Origin of the sequence: Pseudomonas fluorescens, assembly GCF_000968015.1 — a bacterium.
GTDB classification, from domain to species: domain Bacteria; phylum Pseudomonadota; class Gammaproteobacteria; order Pseudomonadales; family Pseudomonadaceae; genus Aquipseudomonas; species Aquipseudomonas fluorescens_W.
Window position 1 is genome coordinate 19,513 of sequence record NZ_LACH01000043.1, and the last position, 15,211, is coordinate 34,723.

Annotated in this window: 16 protein-coding genes and 2 pseudogenes; 10 read left to right on the forward strand and 8 right to left on the reverse strand. The window is 56.9% G+C overall.

Annotated features, from left to right (window positions below; translation table 11 throughout):
• Positions 1-6: 6 nt before the first annotated feature.
• Positions 7-654, reverse strand: coding sequence for a TetR/AcrR family transcriptional regulator (locus VD17_RS19190; RefSeq protein ID WP_046055169.1), 648 nt, complete (start codon positions 652-654; stop codon positions 7-9).
• Between the two features lie 2 nt (positions 655-656).
• A complete protein-coding gene (gene mhpA / locus VD17_RS19195) occupies positions 657-2,315 on the reverse strand; it encodes a bifunctional 3-(3-hydroxy-phenyl)propionate/3-hydroxycinnamic acid hydroxylase MhpA (protein ID WP_046055170.1) in 1,659 nt (552 codons plus the stop codon).
• 392 nt (positions 2,316-2,707) lie between these two features.
• Between mhpA and VD17_RS19200 the strand changes: the two genes are divergently transcribed.
• On the forward strand, positions 2,708-5,605 hold the full coding sequence (locus VD17_RS19200) for an AAA family ATPase (RefSeq protein ID WP_046055171.1): 2,898 nt from the start codon (positions 2,708-2,710) through the stop codon (positions 5,603-5,605).
• Positions 5,606-5,785: 180 nt separating this feature from the next.
• Here the strand turns inward: VD17_RS19200 and VD17_RS19205 are convergent, their stop codons facing one another.
• Positions 5,786-6,094: a hypothetical protein gene (locus VD17_RS19205; protein WP_046055172.1), complete on the reverse strand. Its 309-nt coding sequence runs from the start codon at positions 6,092-6,094 to the stop codon at positions 5,786-5,788.
• 271 nt (positions 6,095-6,365) lie between these two features.
• On the opposite strand from VD17_RS19205, the gene VD17_RS19210 reads away from it, so the two are divergent.
• Positions 6,366-6,797, forward strand: a complete 432-nt coding sequence (locus VD17_RS19210) for a bleomycin resistance protein (protein WP_046055173.1) — start codon at positions 6,366-6,368, stop codon at positions 6,795-6,797.
• Here VD17_RS19210 and VD17_RS32270 read toward each other — a convergent pair.
• A complete protein-coding gene (locus VD17_RS32270; protein WP_185753187.1) occupies positions 6,789-7,004 on the reverse strand; it encodes a hypothetical protein in 216 nt (71 codons plus the stop codon). The genes VD17_RS19210 and VD17_RS32270 overlap by 9 nt on opposite strands.
• On the opposite strand from VD17_RS32270, the gene VD17_RS19215 reads away from it, so the two are divergent.
• The 3 genes and pseudogenes from VD17_RS19215 to VD17_RS19225 all read left to right on the forward strand — a co-directional run bounded on the left by VD17_RS19215 (position 7,003) and on the right by VD17_RS19225 (position 8,467).
• Positions 7,003-7,365, forward strand: a complete 363-nt coding sequence (locus VD17_RS19215) for a DUF6463 family protein (RefSeq protein WP_046055174.1) — start codon at positions 7,003-7,005, stop codon at positions 7,363-7,365. The genes VD17_RS32270 and VD17_RS19215 overlap by 2 nt on opposite strands.
• 195 nt (positions 7,366-7,560) lie before the next feature.
• Positions 7,561-7,923, forward strand: a pseudogene (locus VD17_RS31710) (NUDIX hydrolase).
• Positions 7,862-8,467, forward strand: coding sequence for a tyrosine-type recombinase/integrase (locus VD17_RS19225; RefSeq protein WP_259674578.1), 606 nt, complete (start codon positions 7,862-7,864; stop codon positions 8,465-8,467). The pseudogene VD17_RS31710 and the gene VD17_RS19225 overlap by 62 nt, the downstream one beginning before the upstream one ends.
• A gap of 69 nt (positions 8,468-8,536) precedes the next feature.
• Here VD17_RS19225 and VD17_RS19230 read toward each other — a convergent pair whose 3' ends face one another.
• Positions 8,537-9,373 carry a MinD/ParA family protein gene (locus VD17_RS19230; protein ID WP_046055175.1) on the reverse strand — a complete coding sequence of 279 codons (837 nt, stop codon included), beginning with the start codon at positions 9,371-9,373 and terminating at the stop codon, positions 8,537-8,539.
• Between the two features lie 201 nt (positions 9,374-9,574).
• Between VD17_RS19230 and VD17_RS32670 the strand changes: the two are divergent.
• Positions 9,575-9,782, forward strand: a pseudogene (locus tag VD17_RS32670) (hypothetical protein).
• Positions 9,783-9,943: 161 nt separating this feature from the next.
• On the opposite strand, the gene VD17_RS19240 reads toward VD17_RS32670, so the two are convergent.
• The gene (locus VD17_RS19240) at positions 9,944-10,312 is read right to left on the reverse strand and encodes an SMI1/KNR4 family protein (RefSeq protein WP_046055176.1); all 369 of its coding nucleotides are present in this window, start codon (positions 10,310-10,312) and stop codon (positions 9,944-9,946) included.
• A gap of 278 nt (positions 10,313-10,590) precedes the next feature.
• Between VD17_RS19240 and VD17_RS32965 the strand changes: the two genes are divergently transcribed.
• The gene (locus tag VD17_RS32965) at positions 10,591-10,788 is read left to right on the forward strand and encodes a transposase (RefSeq protein ID WP_080932038.1); all 198 of its coding nucleotides are present in this window, start codon (positions 10,591-10,593) and stop codon (positions 10,786-10,788) included.
• A 226-nt stretch (positions 10,789-11,014) separates the two neighbouring features.
• Here VD17_RS32965 and VD17_RS19250 read toward each other — a convergent pair whose 3' ends face one another.
• Together VD17_RS19250 and VD17_RS19255 are read right to left on the reverse strand one after the other, a co-directional pair.
• On the reverse strand, positions 11,015-11,545 hold the full coding sequence (locus VD17_RS19250) for a DUF2867 domain-containing protein (RefSeq protein WP_046055177.1): 531 nt from the start codon (positions 11,543-11,545) through the stop codon (positions 11,015-11,017).
• Positions 11,546-11,568: 23 nt separating this feature from the next.
• Positions 11,569-12,225, reverse strand: a complete 657-nt coding sequence (locus VD17_RS19255; RefSeq protein WP_046055203.1) for a DJ-1/PfpI family protein — start codon at positions 12,223-12,225, stop codon at positions 11,569-11,571.
• Positions 12,226-12,351: 126 nt separating this feature from the next.
• Here VD17_RS19255 and VD17_RS31720 point away from each other — a divergent pair, with 126 nt between their 5' ends.
• The 3 genes from VD17_RS31720 (at position 12,352) to VD17_RS19270 (ending at position 15,190) form a co-directional block, all read left to right on the forward strand.
• Positions 12,352-12,906 carry a TetR/AcrR family transcriptional regulator gene (locus tag VD17_RS31720; protein ID WP_080932039.1) on the forward strand — a complete coding sequence of 185 codons (555 nt, stop codon included), beginning with the start codon at positions 12,352-12,354 and terminating at the stop codon, positions 12,904-12,906.
• Positions 12,907-13,340: 434 nt separating this feature from the next.
• A complete protein-coding gene (locus VD17_RS19265) occupies positions 13,341-13,556 on the forward strand; it encodes a hypothetical protein (protein WP_046055179.1) in 216 nt (71 codons plus the stop codon).
• Between the two features lie 173 nt (positions 13,557-13,729).
• Positions 13,730-15,190: a TolC family protein gene (locus VD17_RS19270; RefSeq protein WP_259674579.1), complete on the forward strand. Its 1,461-nt coding sequence runs from the start codon at positions 13,730-13,732 to the stop codon at positions 15,188-15,190.
• Positions 15,191-15,211: the final 21 nt, after the last annotated feature.

Sequence of the window (15,211 nt, forward strand, 5' to 3'; positions counted from 1 at the left end):
ACCGGATCAGGCCGGTAGCGGCTTGCCGGCGATTTTCCTGGCTCTGGCAGGTGTGACGCCCAGAGCCTGGAGAACCATTTCGGCGACCCTCAGATCGTGCTCCGCCACTGCACGCCCCTCGACAACCGAGCGCATGGCTCCGGTTGTGCACGACAGGACGATGTCCAGGGCGACCCCTTCGTCCTCGTAAGCAAACGTGCCCGCACGCAGTCCTTCACGCAGATCGCCCAGTACATGGTCAGCCAGACGCGAGCGCATGGCCTGGTCGAAATGGATAATGCGCAGCAGCGCATTCGCCCATTGGTGGTCGGCCGCGGCCCGGCACACAAACATGCGCACGCCAATCGAAAGCCGCTGTGCTCCGCACTGCACGTCCCTGCTCATGGCGGAAATGGCATCGGAGAACTCGGCGGCCATGGCGATGCCCACCGCCTCCAGCACTTCGTCGCGAGTTCGAAAATAGTTGTAGATGGTGCCGTTGGATACCTCGGCTTCCGCGGCGACCTCGAGCAGTGCGATCTCCCCCACTTCCTTACGTGCGATAAGGCGCAATGCCGCGTCCACCAGGCCGCGACGGGTGCGCTCACGTTTCTTGTGACCTCTCGTGAGAGGTTCTGGCGCATCAGCTTCTAAAGGAAGAGTGGGGGAATGCATGATCAAGCTCGTAATCTAATGGGCTCGTTGATAGTAATGGAAACGCCGTCAGGAGTGGCGCCATCACTCATCAGCAGACCCCGACAGTCTCGAAGGAGTTTGCTGGCCTCTGCGCCAGGGGCGTGGTGCATGATGATACGGTCAGGACGAACGGCGACGAGTGTTCCTTTAGCAGCCAGTGGCAAGATCTCATGGTTCATGTCTTCGATGAAGTCACAGCTGCCGCCGGAGCGTTGGCCGCGTGCTCTGACCTCTAAGAAGTGGCCGCCCATTTTTTCCCAGGAAACGATCTGATCAGGGGTTAGCAGTGACAACGGGTCAACGCCGAATCCAACCAGGGTCAGGCTATCTCCCAGAGCATCGTCGCTCAGTTTGATCTGCTTTTGCATGTTGCGAGTCCAGGCCTGGGGAAACAGGCTGCCACGTACCAGTTTGTCGCCCCGGCGATGCTGCACGAACAGGCCGTGTTTGAAGGTGTTCTTCGGCTTGATGTCCAACTGCTCGAAGTACCTCCTGGTTGTGGGAGTCAACGCCAGCGTGCGCATCAGACCGTGGACAAAGAAAGCGGCGATCTTGTTCTTGGGCATCACCAGACGGCCCATGAGTTTCGCTAGATTGATCATTGCCTGGGCATGCGGGCGGCGCTCTACGTCATAGGTATCGAGTATTGCAGGCGCGGCATGGCCGCGAAGGACCCAAGCCAGTTTCCAGGCAAGGTTGGCGCCATCTCGAAGTCCCGCAACGAGGCCCTGCCCGACAAAAGGAGGGGTGATGTGCGCGGCGTCGCCGGCGAGAAAGACGCGCCCCTTGCTGAATCTGTTGCAGCACCGCGCGTGGAATCGATACACCGCCTTGCGCTCGATTTCCAGCTCCTGCGGGTTGATCCATGGAGCAATCAGCCGGGCTATGCTTTCCGGGCTTTCCAGCTCTTCCCGGGACTCACCGGGTTGCAGCATGAACTCCCAACGCTCCCTGCCGCCGGGTGCGGGCATGTGCGGCGTTGGGCGCTGCGGATTACAGAGAAACTCAATGTGATCAATCGCTGACTTGTGACGATTCTTGACATCGACAATCAGCCAATCCTCCGCATAGGTCTGCCCTTCGAACTCCTGGCCAATCAGCGCTCTGACCCTGGAGCTAGCGCCATCCGCTCCGATCAGGTACTGGGCGCGAACGGAATGCGACTGCCCATTCTGATCCCGTACGCAAGCGACGACGCAATCTGACTGCTCGACCAGGCTCTCCAGCTCGAAGCCACCCAGGCTGGTCACGGTCTTAAGCCGGGAGACTTGGCTGCGCACTGCGTGTTCGAGGTCGGGTTGATAGAACGTCACGAGTTTCGGATGGCCGTCGACGCACCCTTCGGTATTGGCTCGACCGAACTGCCCGAGTACCGGGGAGTGCATCTTCACTTCAGGGATAACGATCTTCTCGAAAGCGTCTTCCGACAAACCAGCTTGTTGCAGGATGCGCAGCGCCTCGTTGTCCAGTGCAATGGCACGCGGCATCAGTACGACGTCATGGACCTTGTCCAGTACCAGGGTCGTGATCCCATAGCGGCCGAGCAGCGCCGTGATTGTTGCACCTACCGGACCGTTACCGATGACCAGCACGTCGACGGCGGAGGGAGGCAATTCGGAAACTTTCTTGTTGTTGTTCATATTGAGCCCTTGTTGTGATTGAAGTCGTGAGGCGCGCAGGTCTCATCGTCAGGCAAGGTCAAGGTATTCAATATTGAGAGATATTTCAATATTGATGTTCTTGTCATTATTTTTTGAGATCATGCTCAAGCCGCGATGGGGCCAAGGGGCGAGCCGAATTGCGCGGTGTGAAGCGAGTTTGCGCGTGTGCCGGTTTCCGACCGGCGACGCTTGGCTTCAGAGCCGATCAGCGTTGTCATTAGACCAATGGCTCAAGACTGCCGAGGCTGGAGAGCCGTTGATTCAAAAGGTTGGTCGATAGGACCAGGAAGCCGGCCACACCGGTTTTCAGTATCGACCCCCATGTGAAGCTTCGCGGCGCACAACCCTGTTTTAGTCTTTAGGAATCAACCGTGGCACGTCCGCAGCCCCATCCAAACCCAGTCTTGCTCTGCTTCTTCGAATTCGAGCTCGACGAGTCCAACGCCTGCTTGTTGCGTAATGGGGAAACCGTTGCAGTGGCACCCACGCCTTTCACGTTGTTATGCGTGCTGGCACGCCAGCCAGGGTCGCTGGTGACCAAGGATGCCTTGCTTGATGCCGTGTGGGGGCATCGGTTCGTCAGCGATTCGGTGCTGAAAACGGCCATCAGCGATCTGCGCAAGGTGCTGGGCGACGAACCCAGGCAACCTCGCTTCATCGAGACGGTGTCGCGGCGCGGCTATCGCTTCATCGCCCCACCCTCCTCCGCACTTTCGAAGCCGCCTGCATCCGCGACGGTTACAGCGACCGGCACACCTTCGTCACCGTCATTCATCGGTCGCACTGACGAGGTCGCGAGGCTGCAAAGGGCCTGGGAGCGGGCGAATGGCGGCCAGCGCGCCGTGGTGTGGCTCGCCGGAGAACCGGGGATCGGCAAGACCACGTTGATCGAACATTTCCTCGCTGGCCTTGGCGGCATCGCCTGCGCACACGGCCATTGCATGGAACACTTCGGCACCGGCGAACCGTACCTGCCAGTGCTGGAGGCGTTGGCCGATCTGTGCCGCGGCGACCCAACCCTGCCGGCGTTGTTGCGCGAAGTGGCACCAACCTGGCTGCTGCAATTGCCTTGGCTGAGTAGCACGGAGGAACGTGACGCATTGCGGCGCGAGCTGGCCGGCGTCGGCCCGGAACGCATGCTGAGGGAGTTCGGAGAACTATTGGATCGCTACACAGAGCTGCATCCGCTGTTGCTCGTGACCGAAGACCTGCACTGGAGCGACCGGGCGACGGTTCAGCTGATTAACTACATCGCACGACGCCGTGGCCCGGCAAAGCTCATGTGGCTGTCAAGCTTCCGCCTTGCCGAAGTGGTGGCGCTCGACCATCCGCTCAGCTCATTGCGTCACGAACTGCGCCTGCAACGCTTGTGCGAGGAAGTGGTGCTCGACCCGTTTTCCGAAACCGAGGTTGCCGACTATGTGGCGTTGCGTTCAGCTTCACTGGCTCGCGATGAAGCCTTCGTACGCGCCCTGCACGAACGGACCGACGGCGTGCCCTTGTTCGTGTCCTCAATCATCACTGAGGTGATGGATGCAAAAGAAGACGAAACCACCGTCGAAGCTCGACTGGCGGATCTGGCGGTACCCGACAACCTTGCGGCCATCATTGATCACTACATCGCCAAGCTTGGCCCGGAGCAACGTACCCTCCTCTCGGCGGCAGCGGTGTGCGGGGCCGACTTCCGGGTTGAGACGATTACGCTTGCGCTTGAGCTCGACCCCGTCTCAGTAACCAGTGCCTGTGAGGTGCTGGTGCGCGAGCAAATATGGCTCACACAATTGCAGCCCCATGAAGCTGACGACACGATAGAGCTGCCTTACTCATTCCGTCACGCCCTCTTTCGGCAGGTGCTGTACGACCGCACGCCGCGTTCATTGCGCATTAATCTGCATCGGCAGGTCGGCACTGCCCTGGAACGCGAACGCACAGCTGGCGTCCAGGTTGCAGCCTCAGAATTGGCGATGCACTTTGACCGTGCCCGGCTGCCGATGATCGCGCTGCGCTACTACGCCGAGGCCGCAGAAGCCGCGCTACTGCACTTCAGCCCGGACTTGTGCATCAGCCTCACTGAGCGTGCCCTGATCCTGCTTATGCAGGCACCCGAAGGGTCGGAGCGCGATACGCTCGAAATCACCTTGGCCACGTTGCAGGGGGTTTCGGCCTTCCACATGTTCGGTGTCGGCAGCGAAGCCAAGGGCGTTTTCGAACGGGCATACACGCTGCTCGCGAACGTACCCGAGCACCCTATGCGCAGTCGCCTTCTGCACGGATTCGGCTATCTACTCGGTCTGCGCGGCGACTATTCGCAGGCTCTGGAAGTGGCAGAGCGTGCTGAAGCTCTCTCCCTCAACGCAAACGATCAAGAGCTCATGCTGGCGGCGTGCATCGTTCAGGGCGAGGTGCATCACCTCCAGGGCCGCACGAAAATGACACGCAGCTGGTTAGAGAGTGCCCTCGCGATCGCCGAGCCGCTGGACATAGGTACAAACGAGATCTTTGCGGCAGATCCCCAGGTTATGCTGCACGGCATGCTGGCCATCGAGCTGGTGCGGTCTGGCCTGATCGAGCAAGGGCGAACCCATATGCAGCAGGCACGAACCCGCGCGCATACGCTTCGACAACCTATGACATGGCTGGTCGCGACCTGGCAGGAAGTTTTGATCGAGGTACGACTGGGAAACCCTGTGCGGGTGGCAGCGCTGGCTGACGATATGCAGAAGCTCGTCGATGAATATTCGCTCGCGCTCGGGCGCACGGCTTGCCGCTGGTGGCGTGGCTGGGCCGATGCGCGCAACGGTGCTCCCCACGACGGTTACCGGCACATCCGTGAGGCCTACGAGGAACACACCGGACTTGGTATGCGCTCCGGTGCCAGCGAAGTACTTGGCTACGCCGCCGAGGCGCTGCTACTGGCAGGCGATTACGACGCAGCGCACGTTGAATTGCAGGAAGCCCTCCGAGTGGGAGAGGAATTGGGAGAACGGGTGTACCTTCCGCAGCTGTTGTTGCTGGTGGCCGCGATCGCTCGAGCTCAAGATCGGTCGGATGCCAGCAACGCGGCGATACGGGCTGCGATTGAGGAGGCACGCGCCCAAGAAGCATCGTGGCTGGAACTGCTCGCATTGGTCGAGCTGAGTGAGCATCACGACGCAACAATTGAGGAGCACCAAGCATTGGGGATATTGATAGACCAATTGCCAGAAACGCATGGGACTGAATTGGTAAAACGTGCGCGCTCGTTGATTGACGCCGCCAAGCGGGCTTGAAGCGTCAAGGCGGGCCCGAAGCCATCCGCTGTTGGCAACGGCGCAAATTGCACTCCACTTGATCACCCGTTTGCACTCGACCTAACCAGTCATTTGCATTCATTCTGACCACGATTGCATCGGATTTGACCGGCACGCTTTGTAATCATGATTGGCAGATAACGGCCAAAAGCGGACACCTCAAATTGGTGGCGAGGTTTCTCGGTCGTGAAGTTCATTAAACAGTTTTCGCAAAAATCCGTCGCCGGCTGCGCATTCAGAAAGCACGTAATGCCCTGACCAAATGTCCCAACCTGTAGCAAGAGTCAGATCCGAGCGCTGGAAGCTTGGGTAGATTTTTTCGTCCAGGCCGATCACCACCGAGCCCACGCGCCGGAAGCCCCAGACTTCAATCAGTTTGTTTTCCAGCGTTTCCCAATCAGTTTCAGGTAAGTCGCCAAAATCGATTGTCAGATGGCCGTTTGAGGATGCTTGTAGGGTCGCATTCATATGTTCGCGCCTAGCGTGGAAATGTTGACTAGAAGGTGAAGAGTGAGACACGCCGCTGACGTGCTTGGCAGCAATCTTGGTTTGTTCTTAGCCAAAGGCAAGCAGTATTAAGCAGCCGCGATCGTCCAGGAGCTGCCACTCAACGCGACTCGATAATTCCCACCCGACCATGCATCATCATGCTCGCCACAATCCCGTTGTGGGCATCGAAGCTATAAATGCAGAACCTGCCCGCCTGCAAAAATGAGCCTTTTGAAATGGAAGTCATCTCATGTTCGAACGTAACAAACTGGTTCCGGAGTTAATGGTCACCAACCTGGATAGCAGCCTGGCTTTTTGGGTTTCTTGCCTTGGGTTCAACGTAGCTTATCAACGCCCGGAAGACGGATTTGCATACCTTGATTTGAATGGTGCTCAAGTAATGCTTGAGCAGGTTGATTCGGACTCGGGTCAATGGCTGACTGCGCCGTTGACTAAGCCGTTTGGACGAGGCATCAACCTGCAGATTGATATTGAGGCTGTCGCACCCATCATCCAAAAACTTGATCAGGCTGGATTTCCACTCTATCGAGAATGCAAAGACACCTGGTATTGGGCTGAAATTGTAGAAGTAGGCCAGCGTGAATTCATCGTCCAGGATCCCGACGGTTATCTAGTAAGGTTGGTAGAGCGGTTGGGTGAGAGACCGGCTTGCTCAATCTGAATCTGAGCCAAGCCCACCGTCAGCTTTGGGTTGTGGATTGATGCCGATGATGACTGGTAAAGAACGGTCAAAAGTGGACGGTGGACACGGTGATGGCAAATGGGTAGCTTCCTTGCCGTCACCCATGTTGCGTTTCTCCCTGAGCAATGTCGCATTTGCCGTGACAACTTCTAAGCCAACCTTACCGTTACGGAGCATATAAGACATGTCAAACATCGTCGCATGGACCCTGTTCGCCTTGGGCGTCCTCCATGTTCCATTCGGTATTATCAAGTTCAAAACAGCATTCGCCGCCGCTATAGACTCTGGCTTCGTTGACCAATTCAAAGCGCACGAAGACCGGCGTACTGCTCTCTGGTTTACCATGCTGGGGCCGCTTTTTATGCTCGCAGGGCAGACAGCGATTCACGCCGTAGCCGTTGGCGATCTCGCGCTACTTAAAATGGTTGGCCTCTATGTGCTTATGATCTCGATCATTTGCGTCATTGCTGTTCCAAAATCGGGGTTCTGGGCAACGCTGCTGGTTTCTCCGCTAATCATCGCGGCAGGGTATGGCTTGTACGCCTGACAAACGGTTCATCCTTGACAATAGGCAACAATCGGCCAGAAGCAGTCAGTCAAGAGCAGATCAAAATCACTCATTCCGAAGGCAACCTGGCACCTTTACGAATTTGGCGGGCTCTAAATGCTGCATTCGTCGATAAACGCACCTTGAAGATGACATTTTTATTACTATCCAGTGGCAATCCTTTCGGGTCAGAAGATGAAAGTCAGAGCTACAGTCATATGCGAGAGAGATAGGCAAATCTTGCTCGTTCGAAAACTCAAGTCAAAATGGGCCCTGCCTGGTGGCAAGGTAGAAACTGGCGAGTCCATCGCTAGAGCTGCTGCTCGATAACTCCAAGAAGAAACCGGACTGACCATTGATCAGCTCTTGTATATCTTTGAATTCGATGCAGGCAACACACGTCACCATGTTTTTGAAGCCTCTGTTCCAGAGGCAGAAAACGCCACGCCTCAAAACGAGATCACCGAGTGCATTTGGTTTTCTATGGGCAAGCTTCATGACTTGGACACAAGCGATGCTACGAAATCAATTGTCAGGTCATTTCTACGCCGTCTTTAACTCTCCCCGGATCGTTCTGGTTCGCGCAAAGGTAAATCGTCTCTTCGTATCATTGGGTTTCTGCAATGGGGCGGATAGCGACAGCAAACTGCGTGCCTGTGACTTAACCAAGTTGCGAGTACGAGACATAGCCCATGGGGAACATGTATCGTCACGGGCCATCGTGAAGCAGCAGAAAACTCAGCACCCAGTGCAATTTGAAATCACTGAGCAAACCCGAACGGTTCTGGAGGCTTGGATGCATCAGGCCCACCTTCGCAGCGAGGACTTCTTGTTTCCGACCCGGTTGCACGACTCAGACCATCTCTCCACCAGACAATACGCTCGAATAGTCAAAGCGTGGGTGACCGTCATTGGCCTTGACCCAACCATGTACGGTACTCACACACTCCGGCGAACCAAGGCATCGCTGATCTATCGCAGGACGAAGAACCTGAGAGCTGTCCAGCTCCTGCTTGGTCATACGAAGCTTGAAAGCACCGTCAGATACCTGGGAATCGAGGTCGATGATGCTCTGGAAATGGCGGAACAGACGGAAGTCTGACCACCCACCGCGACGGTCTATTTTAGATCGCCGATGTCCGGCCATAAGCGGTCGCCCCAATCACACCACTCATACGGCCGGGAGAGAAATGTCATTTTCTCGGACGAGTCGCTCAACGAAGAACTCCATATGCCCTCTGGGGACAGTCAGCAAAGGCCAAGTGTCGACCTTTAAAGCGATACCCTGAAATGCTTGGGCGCACTTGGAACGCGGAAAGTGTTCGTAGACTGCTCGCTGCTTCTGCACTGCCCTGCGCGCACATTCATCGTACGGAACCGCTCCCACATACTGCAGGGATACGTCGAGGAAGTGATCGGTGATCTTGGTCAGTTTAGCGAACAGGGCGCGACCTTCCTGCGGGCTCTGCGCCATATTGACCAGCACCCGGAAACGGTCCATTCCGTAATCACGATTAAGTAGTTTGATCAGTACATAGGCATCGGTGATCGAGGTCGGTTCATCGCAGACCACCAGCAGGACTTCGTGGGCCGCCCGGACGAGACTGACCACCGACGCGCCGATGCCCGCAGCTGTGTCAATCACCAGCACATCGAGACTGTCACCGATTTCACTGAAGGCCTGGATCAGGCCGGCGTGCTGAGCCGGAGACAAATGCACCATGCTCTGGATGCCTGAAGCCGCGGGGACGATCCGCACCCCACCGGGACCGCGCACAAGTACATCGGATAGCTCACAGCGACCTTCGATTAAATCGGCAAGCGTGTACTGCCGGGAGAGTCCCAACAGAACATCGATATTCGCCAAGCCAAGATCGCCATCAAGCAATACGACTCGCCTTCCAAGTTTCGCCAGCGCCAATGAAAGATTCACCGCCACAGTCGTCTTGCCCACGCCGCCCTTTCCGCCGGTCACAGCGATAACTTGCACAGAACGCACACCATCCATGTTATTGATTCCTTTCCATGTGCAACAGGTGCGAGTAGTCGCTAGCTATTTCTAGATACACAATGGTAGCTGAAAAGTTAGACATGGTCCCTGGCTGTATAACCGGATCACCAGAAACGCTGTAACCCACTACATTGCAATCACGCGAACCAGAACTGCACTGCCACTGCAACGATGCCTTTATCCGCCAAGGTACCGCCTATGCCGGATTCAGACCTACTCCCTTCCTGCTATTCAAAATCAACGAAAATCAACTCGCCCTGGAGGCTGCCATCATATAGCCCCGCTTTGGATCGAGCAGCGCGACGCGACCGAGGTTGTTGGAAATGTGCGCCGCACGCTGCAAACGATCGACAAAAATGAAGAATTCATCAAGATGACGCTCGCGCTGCTCATGACCCCAGAGTGATCGCTCACGGGCAGCAATCGGCCGAGGCTGTGTAAAACCGTTTTAGAGCCAGCTTGACGGTCTGAATCGAAACAAAAATCCCATTCCTACGTTTTCTGCCCCTCATGACAGGCAGAATCGGCCCAAAAGCAGACGCAGGGTGACGTAGTTCTTTTGCTCCCCTACCTGCACTCAATGCAGACTTGTTGAAACCATGCAGAAAAAGAAGGCCAACTCTCATCTATGTGTCCGTTATGCGACCAGTATCGAACAGCGCCAGACTCCGAAATAAGAAAGTAGTCACCGTTATTTTCAATGAAAGGTAACCAATCTCGGGGCACACCTGCATGGCTCCAAGCGGTCTCGGCAATTTCGAATATGTCTAGGTAGCTGCAACCTCTCACTATCAACGCTGCGTCTAGTGCGGCGTTTTCGACATTGCTACCTTCCTTCAAGAACTGGACATATTGGACTGGGAAACGAAACTTGAGCGCGCGCTCTGCTTCTGCGATATCGGCGTCTGTAGGGATTCGAAAAGGATCTTCTGTCATTCACTCGGTCCGAGTCTTGATGGATGGCGCTGAAACCTGTTTATTCGAGCACCATAACTTAATGAGCACGGCAACGCAGAAATTGGTGCAGAGGAGCATTGCGCTCGATTACAGCCGGTACTGACAGGCAGCTTTGGGTCGACTGCAGCTACTGGTGACAGGCAACAATCGACGCACAAAGCGCCGTCGAATATTTCGCTACTCTGTAACCGTCCAACTTTGTGGGGTCAGTTCAATTTAAGGGGACACCATTTCTAGCCTTTTAAGCAGGTCTTTCCATGCAGCCACAACGCCGTTCCTATTCCAAATCCTTCAAGGCCCAGGTTGTACAAGAGTGCGCCCAACCCGGAGCTTCGATTGCCAGCGTTGCGCAGAAGCACAGCCTTACCGCGAACCTCGTCATAAAAGGATTAGGGTACAAACGAGCAAAGCCATGGCGCTGCAACTTGCTTTCATTCCGCTGCCTTTGCAGCTAGCCGGAGGGCGTCCCCTGGCTCCTTCATCGAGTATCTGCGTTGAAATCCAGCACCCGCGTGGCACCGTCAAAGTGAACTGGCCGGCCGAAAGCGCTGCCGCCTGTGCCACCTTTCTGCGAGACCTGTTGCGATGATCCGCATCGACACCATCTGGCTTGCGGCGCGAAGGCTGAACCAACAGCCTTTCGATGGAAGGGTTAGACCTCAGGGAACAGTGCTCTCAGCCTTAGGGGCAGGTAGCCCGAGGCCAACCGACGCGCGCTGCACGCAGGAGGCTGGCCTTAACAACCAAGCGGTGAAATGGGGCAATAATGAAGATGTAGGCCCGGCCTAGACGGTTGTGGCACTGGACCACGGTTGAAAAAACGAGTTGGCGACTGCCTTCTGGCTCTGCCTCTCCAGAACACAGGATCGATATCCGGAAGTCGAGGTGCTTGTCGTCCTCTCCCAACACGATTTCAGTCTGGTTCGAGCTGTAGACCTTGAAGATTTGAATCCGATTAGCAAGTGTTGCCAAATGTTTGGCTGTCTTGAGACCAAAACAGGCAACGATAGTGTCTCGGACTTTCAAGAGCCATCCGATCCAGGATGGCTGGTGGGAAAGGATGAATCGAGCTAGCAAGTCTGGATTGGTGGATGTGCCCGCAGGGAGCCGAATCGCAAAAGCGTCCGCCAGGTTCATCGACTTGTAAAGGTGGGTGATGCCGGACCTCGAGGGGACTGGTACGGACTTAATGAGCTCAAATTCTCGGGGCATCGGGGATCTCTCCTGAGTTCTAACTACCAATTAGACGACATGCCATGTCGCGTTTCTTGTTGCGATGATGTTGTTGAGGCGCCAACTTTTCCTTGTCGGATACTGAGCCCGATCAAGGCATCATAGAGCTCTTGCTGCCCAGCTGGCAAAACAGGGAGCAACGTCGCACGGCGCTTGTCGACACCGAACCAGGATTCAACCAACCATCCCACCAGATAGAGCGCCGAAAGGCATCCGCCAGCGGTTGCAACGCTACCCTGGCATACAAGAGGCTGGTCCACGGGCTCAAGTCCCAGAGCTTGCAAGCCCGATCGTGCATCCGGGTGTGTAGTTGCCTGGCCGCTGAGCAGCCCAAGCCGTTCGAGAATGAAAGCTCCGGCGCATAGGGAGCCGATTCGCTGGCGTCTGGAGTCAAGTTCAAACGACGGCAGGAAATCTGGGGCGACAAGTGCAGCGGGTACCCCTTCCTTGCCGCTGACGAACAATACCGCGTCGGCATTATTGGCCTCGGAAAGCGGACCGTGCACCGAAACAGGCAGGCCGTGCGCAGATCGCACGATAGAGCTAGAACCCAATATTCGGACGTGCCAGTCCTCAGTGTTGCGGCCTAAGATGTCCCACATCAGGAATAGGTCGATATCAGTGAATTGGTCGAAAGCAACCAGAACGATTTTCTTCAAGGCGAGCTCCATGAAAAGTGCTGGCGTGCAAAACGCAACGGCCATCTTTGCTGGTGTTCGCAGCGTATCAATCGGTTGCGCACCATACACAGTCTGTATGGCGCTAAACATGGAGCGAAATAACTGATGAGAAAACTAACTCGTAACCATTGGATCGCGGCTGGTTTTGAGGCCCTCGACCAAATAGGGCATCTTGGCGTTTCGGCCGAGAGTCTATCGCGCCGATTGAATGTGACCCGCGGATCGTTCTATCACCATTTCCGCAATCGCGAAGACTTTGTCCGCACCTTGCTGGCCGCTTGGGAAGAAGACTACACGGAGCGCATGCTCGCTTATGCGGCGCAGGGTCGTAGCGCGGGCGAAACCTTGAAACGCTACTTGAGTATTGCCGCTGAGAAACAACCTGGTCGGGAAGTTTCCATCCGAGCCTGGTCGCTGCTGGATCCGTTGGTAGGCGAGTTTCAGCAGCGTGTTGACGCAAGACGACTGGACTTCGCGATACGGACGTGCCGCCGCTTGGTCCATATGCCAGGCGAAGCAGAAGTGATTGGTCAGGTGGCCCATCTGTGCCTGATTGGTGGTCAACAGGCAGGGCTGCGGCGTGATGCCGCTCGCTTCAACAGTTTCCTGCATCGAGCCTTTTCACTTTTGGAAGGGGCTCTTCCACCGTGGCGGGCCTAAGTCATGAGCTAAATGGGGTAACTGAGTAAATAGAGTTCGCGTGCCACTGCAAATGTGTTTGGGGTAGAGACGTCGCTACCAATCTGCAACGCTTCAAGCCTTTGCGCGCTGTAGCAATGGCGATTAATGGAGAGCGGACTTATGTTTGTTCATGGAGACCCCCCCAAAAGCGGGGGAAGTTTTCCTACATTAAGTCGGAACTCCACCCACAACTACCCGCCTCGCCACAACGCGAACCACGCCTGAAAGAGATCGATCGGAACGAGGAACTCTCCAACAAAACATTCGCGCTCAGGATGGCTCCTGGAGTGACGGCCAGGTGACGACAGTTGTAGCGGCAAACGTTTCCCGACTGAAGTCTGACCTTTCGCTTACGACTTGGCCTCGGGGGCGGCTTACGCTGGCATCGAACTTTCTTGATCCCCAGGTCTGCGATGAGCCTTAACCCCGAATCCAAATACCCGAGCCGCCGTTCATACGTTGTCAAGTTGCGCAGTGATGCCGAGCGAGACGCCCTGAAGGGCCGGCTCGAAAACCTGGTCACCGGGCGTCAGCGCGAGTTCTCGTCCGCCGAAGAGTTGCTGGAATCGATTGGCGCCGATCTGGCGTCAGCAGCCGGTGAGCAGGCAATAGAAAGCGACAGCGAATAATTCTTTCCCGCATCGACATACAGAGCGCATGGCGACCGAACGGTGACGGTTCGCTGACGACTTTGCGCACACAGTCCTCCTACGCTGATGCCACCTCGAACCACACGAGTCCATGTCTAATGCCGCGACTTTCCAGCCTCCAACCGCTGCCCCGCCCTACCGGTGGGATAACCTTGCAACGGACCAAGTGCCCGACTGGGTTCGCCATTGCGGCAGCCCTTTTCACTTCGATTTCCCTCGCCCTTTCTGGTTGCTCCACGCCGGTCGTCAAGCCATCGGTTGACCTGCCTGGCAACTTCGCCGCCTCGGACTCCGAGATGGAGCCCGAGGCGGCCTGGTGGGAGGTCTACCACGACCCATTGCTGACGGATCTGGTGCGCCGAGCCGCGCGTGAGAACCGCGACGTCAAGATTGCTGCCGAGCGCTTGCGTGCCGCGCGTGCCGGAGAGACGGTCAGCCAGTCCTGGCTGCTCCCGAGCGTCGGTGCATCCGTGTCCGGCAGTGACCGCAGCAGCGGTTACAATTCAGCAATAAAACAGGGGTATCCGGATACCAAGACCACCAGTGTGGGTCTGGACGTCTCGTGGGAACTCGACCTGAGCGGCCGACTACGCGCCGGCGCAGCGGCGGCTGACGCCGATGCGCTGGCCGCAGAACACAGCATGCGCGGCGTACGCCTGCTGGTGATGAGCGATGTCGTCAGCAACTATTTCACACTGGTCGGTGCACAGCGCCAAGTCACGACGCTGCGCGCAATCTCGGCGATGCAGGATGAAACGCTGCGCTTGGTTACCGCGCGTCAACAGGTGGGGCTGGCATCCGCGTTCGACGTCGAACGCGCACAAACCGACGCCTTGTCGGCGCGGGCGCAAATTCCGCCACTGGAAACCCAAGTGGCAGTGGCACGTCACCGTATCGCGGTGCTGATCGCCGACCAGTCTTTCAACACTAAGAACATCCAGCCTTCGAGCAGTGATTTTGCCGATGTGCCCGAGGCCAAGCCCGGCCAGCCCGCCGAGTTACTGCAACGCCGACCTGACGTACTGGCGCTGATGGCACAGCTCGACGCCGCCAATGCGCGACGCCAGCAAGCGAAAGCTGAGTGGTTCCCGCAACTCTTCCTCGGCGCGTCCTTCGGCCGCCAGGGTCTCAACCTGAACGGTGCCGATCTCGGCGCTGCGCGCTTCACCAACGTCGCAGGCCTGCTGGCGATGCCGCTCTTCAATGCCGGGCGCACGCAAGCGATCAACGAAGCGGCCGAAAGTGCTCAACAAGAGGCGCTGCTACGCGCCGAGGACGGGATCGTACGGGCGCTCGAGGATGTGGAAAACGCCCTTGTCACGCTTGCGCAGGAACGTCGCCGTTCCGGGTCGCTGCAATTGGCCGCCGCTTCCGCAGAGTCGGCTCAAAACCGTGCCCAGTCGCTCTACAACCGCGGGCAGATTGACCTGTTGCCTCTGCTGGATTCGCAGCGGGCGCGCCTGGCGGCACGCCTGAATTCCAACGAAAGCAACACCCGTCTGCTGCTCGACAGCGTACAGCTCTACAAGGCACTGGGCGGGGGCTGGCAGGTGTTCGAACAACCCTCCAACCCAACCGCATCCGCCAAAGCCGACCGGCCACCACTTTCCTGAGAATCTCTCGTTTTCCAAAGA

Bases quoted from the DNA above. Each gene is read 5' to 3' on its own strand.
- VD17_RS19190 (WP_046055169.1), bottom strand. From the start codon at position 654: ATGCATTCCCCCACTCTTCCTTTAGAAGCTGATGCGCCAGAACCTCTC.
- mhpA (WP_046055170.1), bottom strand. From the start codon at position 2,315: ATGAACAACAACAAGAAAGTTTCCGAATTGCCTCCCTCCGCCGTCGAC.
- VD17_RS19205 (WP_046055172.1), bottom strand. From the start codon at position 6,094: ATGAATGCGACCCTACAAGCATCCTCAAACGGCCATCTGACAATCGAT.
- VD17_RS19210 (WP_046055173.1), top strand. From the start codon at position 6,366: ATGTTCGAACGTAACAAACTGGTTCCGGAGTTAATGGTCACCAACCTG.
- VD17_RS19215 (WP_046055174.1), top strand. From the start codon at position 7,003: ATGTCAAACATCGTCGCATGGACCCTGTTCGCCTTGGGCGTCCTCCAT.
- VD17_RS32270 (WP_185753187.1), bottom strand. From the start codon at position 7,004: ATGTCTTATATGCTCCGTAACGGTAAGGTTGGCTTAGAAGTTGTCACG.
- VD17_RS19225 (WP_259674578.1), top strand. From the start codon at position 7,862: ATGACTTGGACACAAGCGATGCTACGAAATCAATTGTCAGGTCATTTC.
- VD17_RS19230 (WP_046055175.1), bottom strand. From the start codon at position 9,373: ATGGATGGTGTGCGTTCTGTGCAAGTTATCGCTGTGACCGGCGGAAAG.
- VD17_RS19240 (WP_046055176.1), bottom strand. From the start codon at position 10,312: ATGACAGAAGATCCTTTTCGAATCCCTACAGACGCCGATATCGCAGAA.
- VD17_RS32965 (WP_080932038.1), top strand. From the start codon at position 10,591: ATGCAGCCACAACGCCGTTCCTATTCCAAATCCTTCAAGGCCCAGGTT.
- VD17_RS19250 (WP_046055177.1), bottom strand. From the start codon at position 11,545: ATGCCCCGAGAATTTGAGCTCATTAAGTCCGTACCAGTCCCCTCGAGG.
- VD17_RS31720 (WP_080932039.1), top strand. From the start codon at position 12,352: ATGAGAAAACTAACTCGTAACCATTGGATCGCGGCTGGTTTTGAGGCC.
- VD17_RS19265 (WP_046055179.1), top strand. From the start codon at position 13,341: ATGAGCCTTAACCCCGAATCCAAATACCCGAGCCGCCGTTCATACGTT.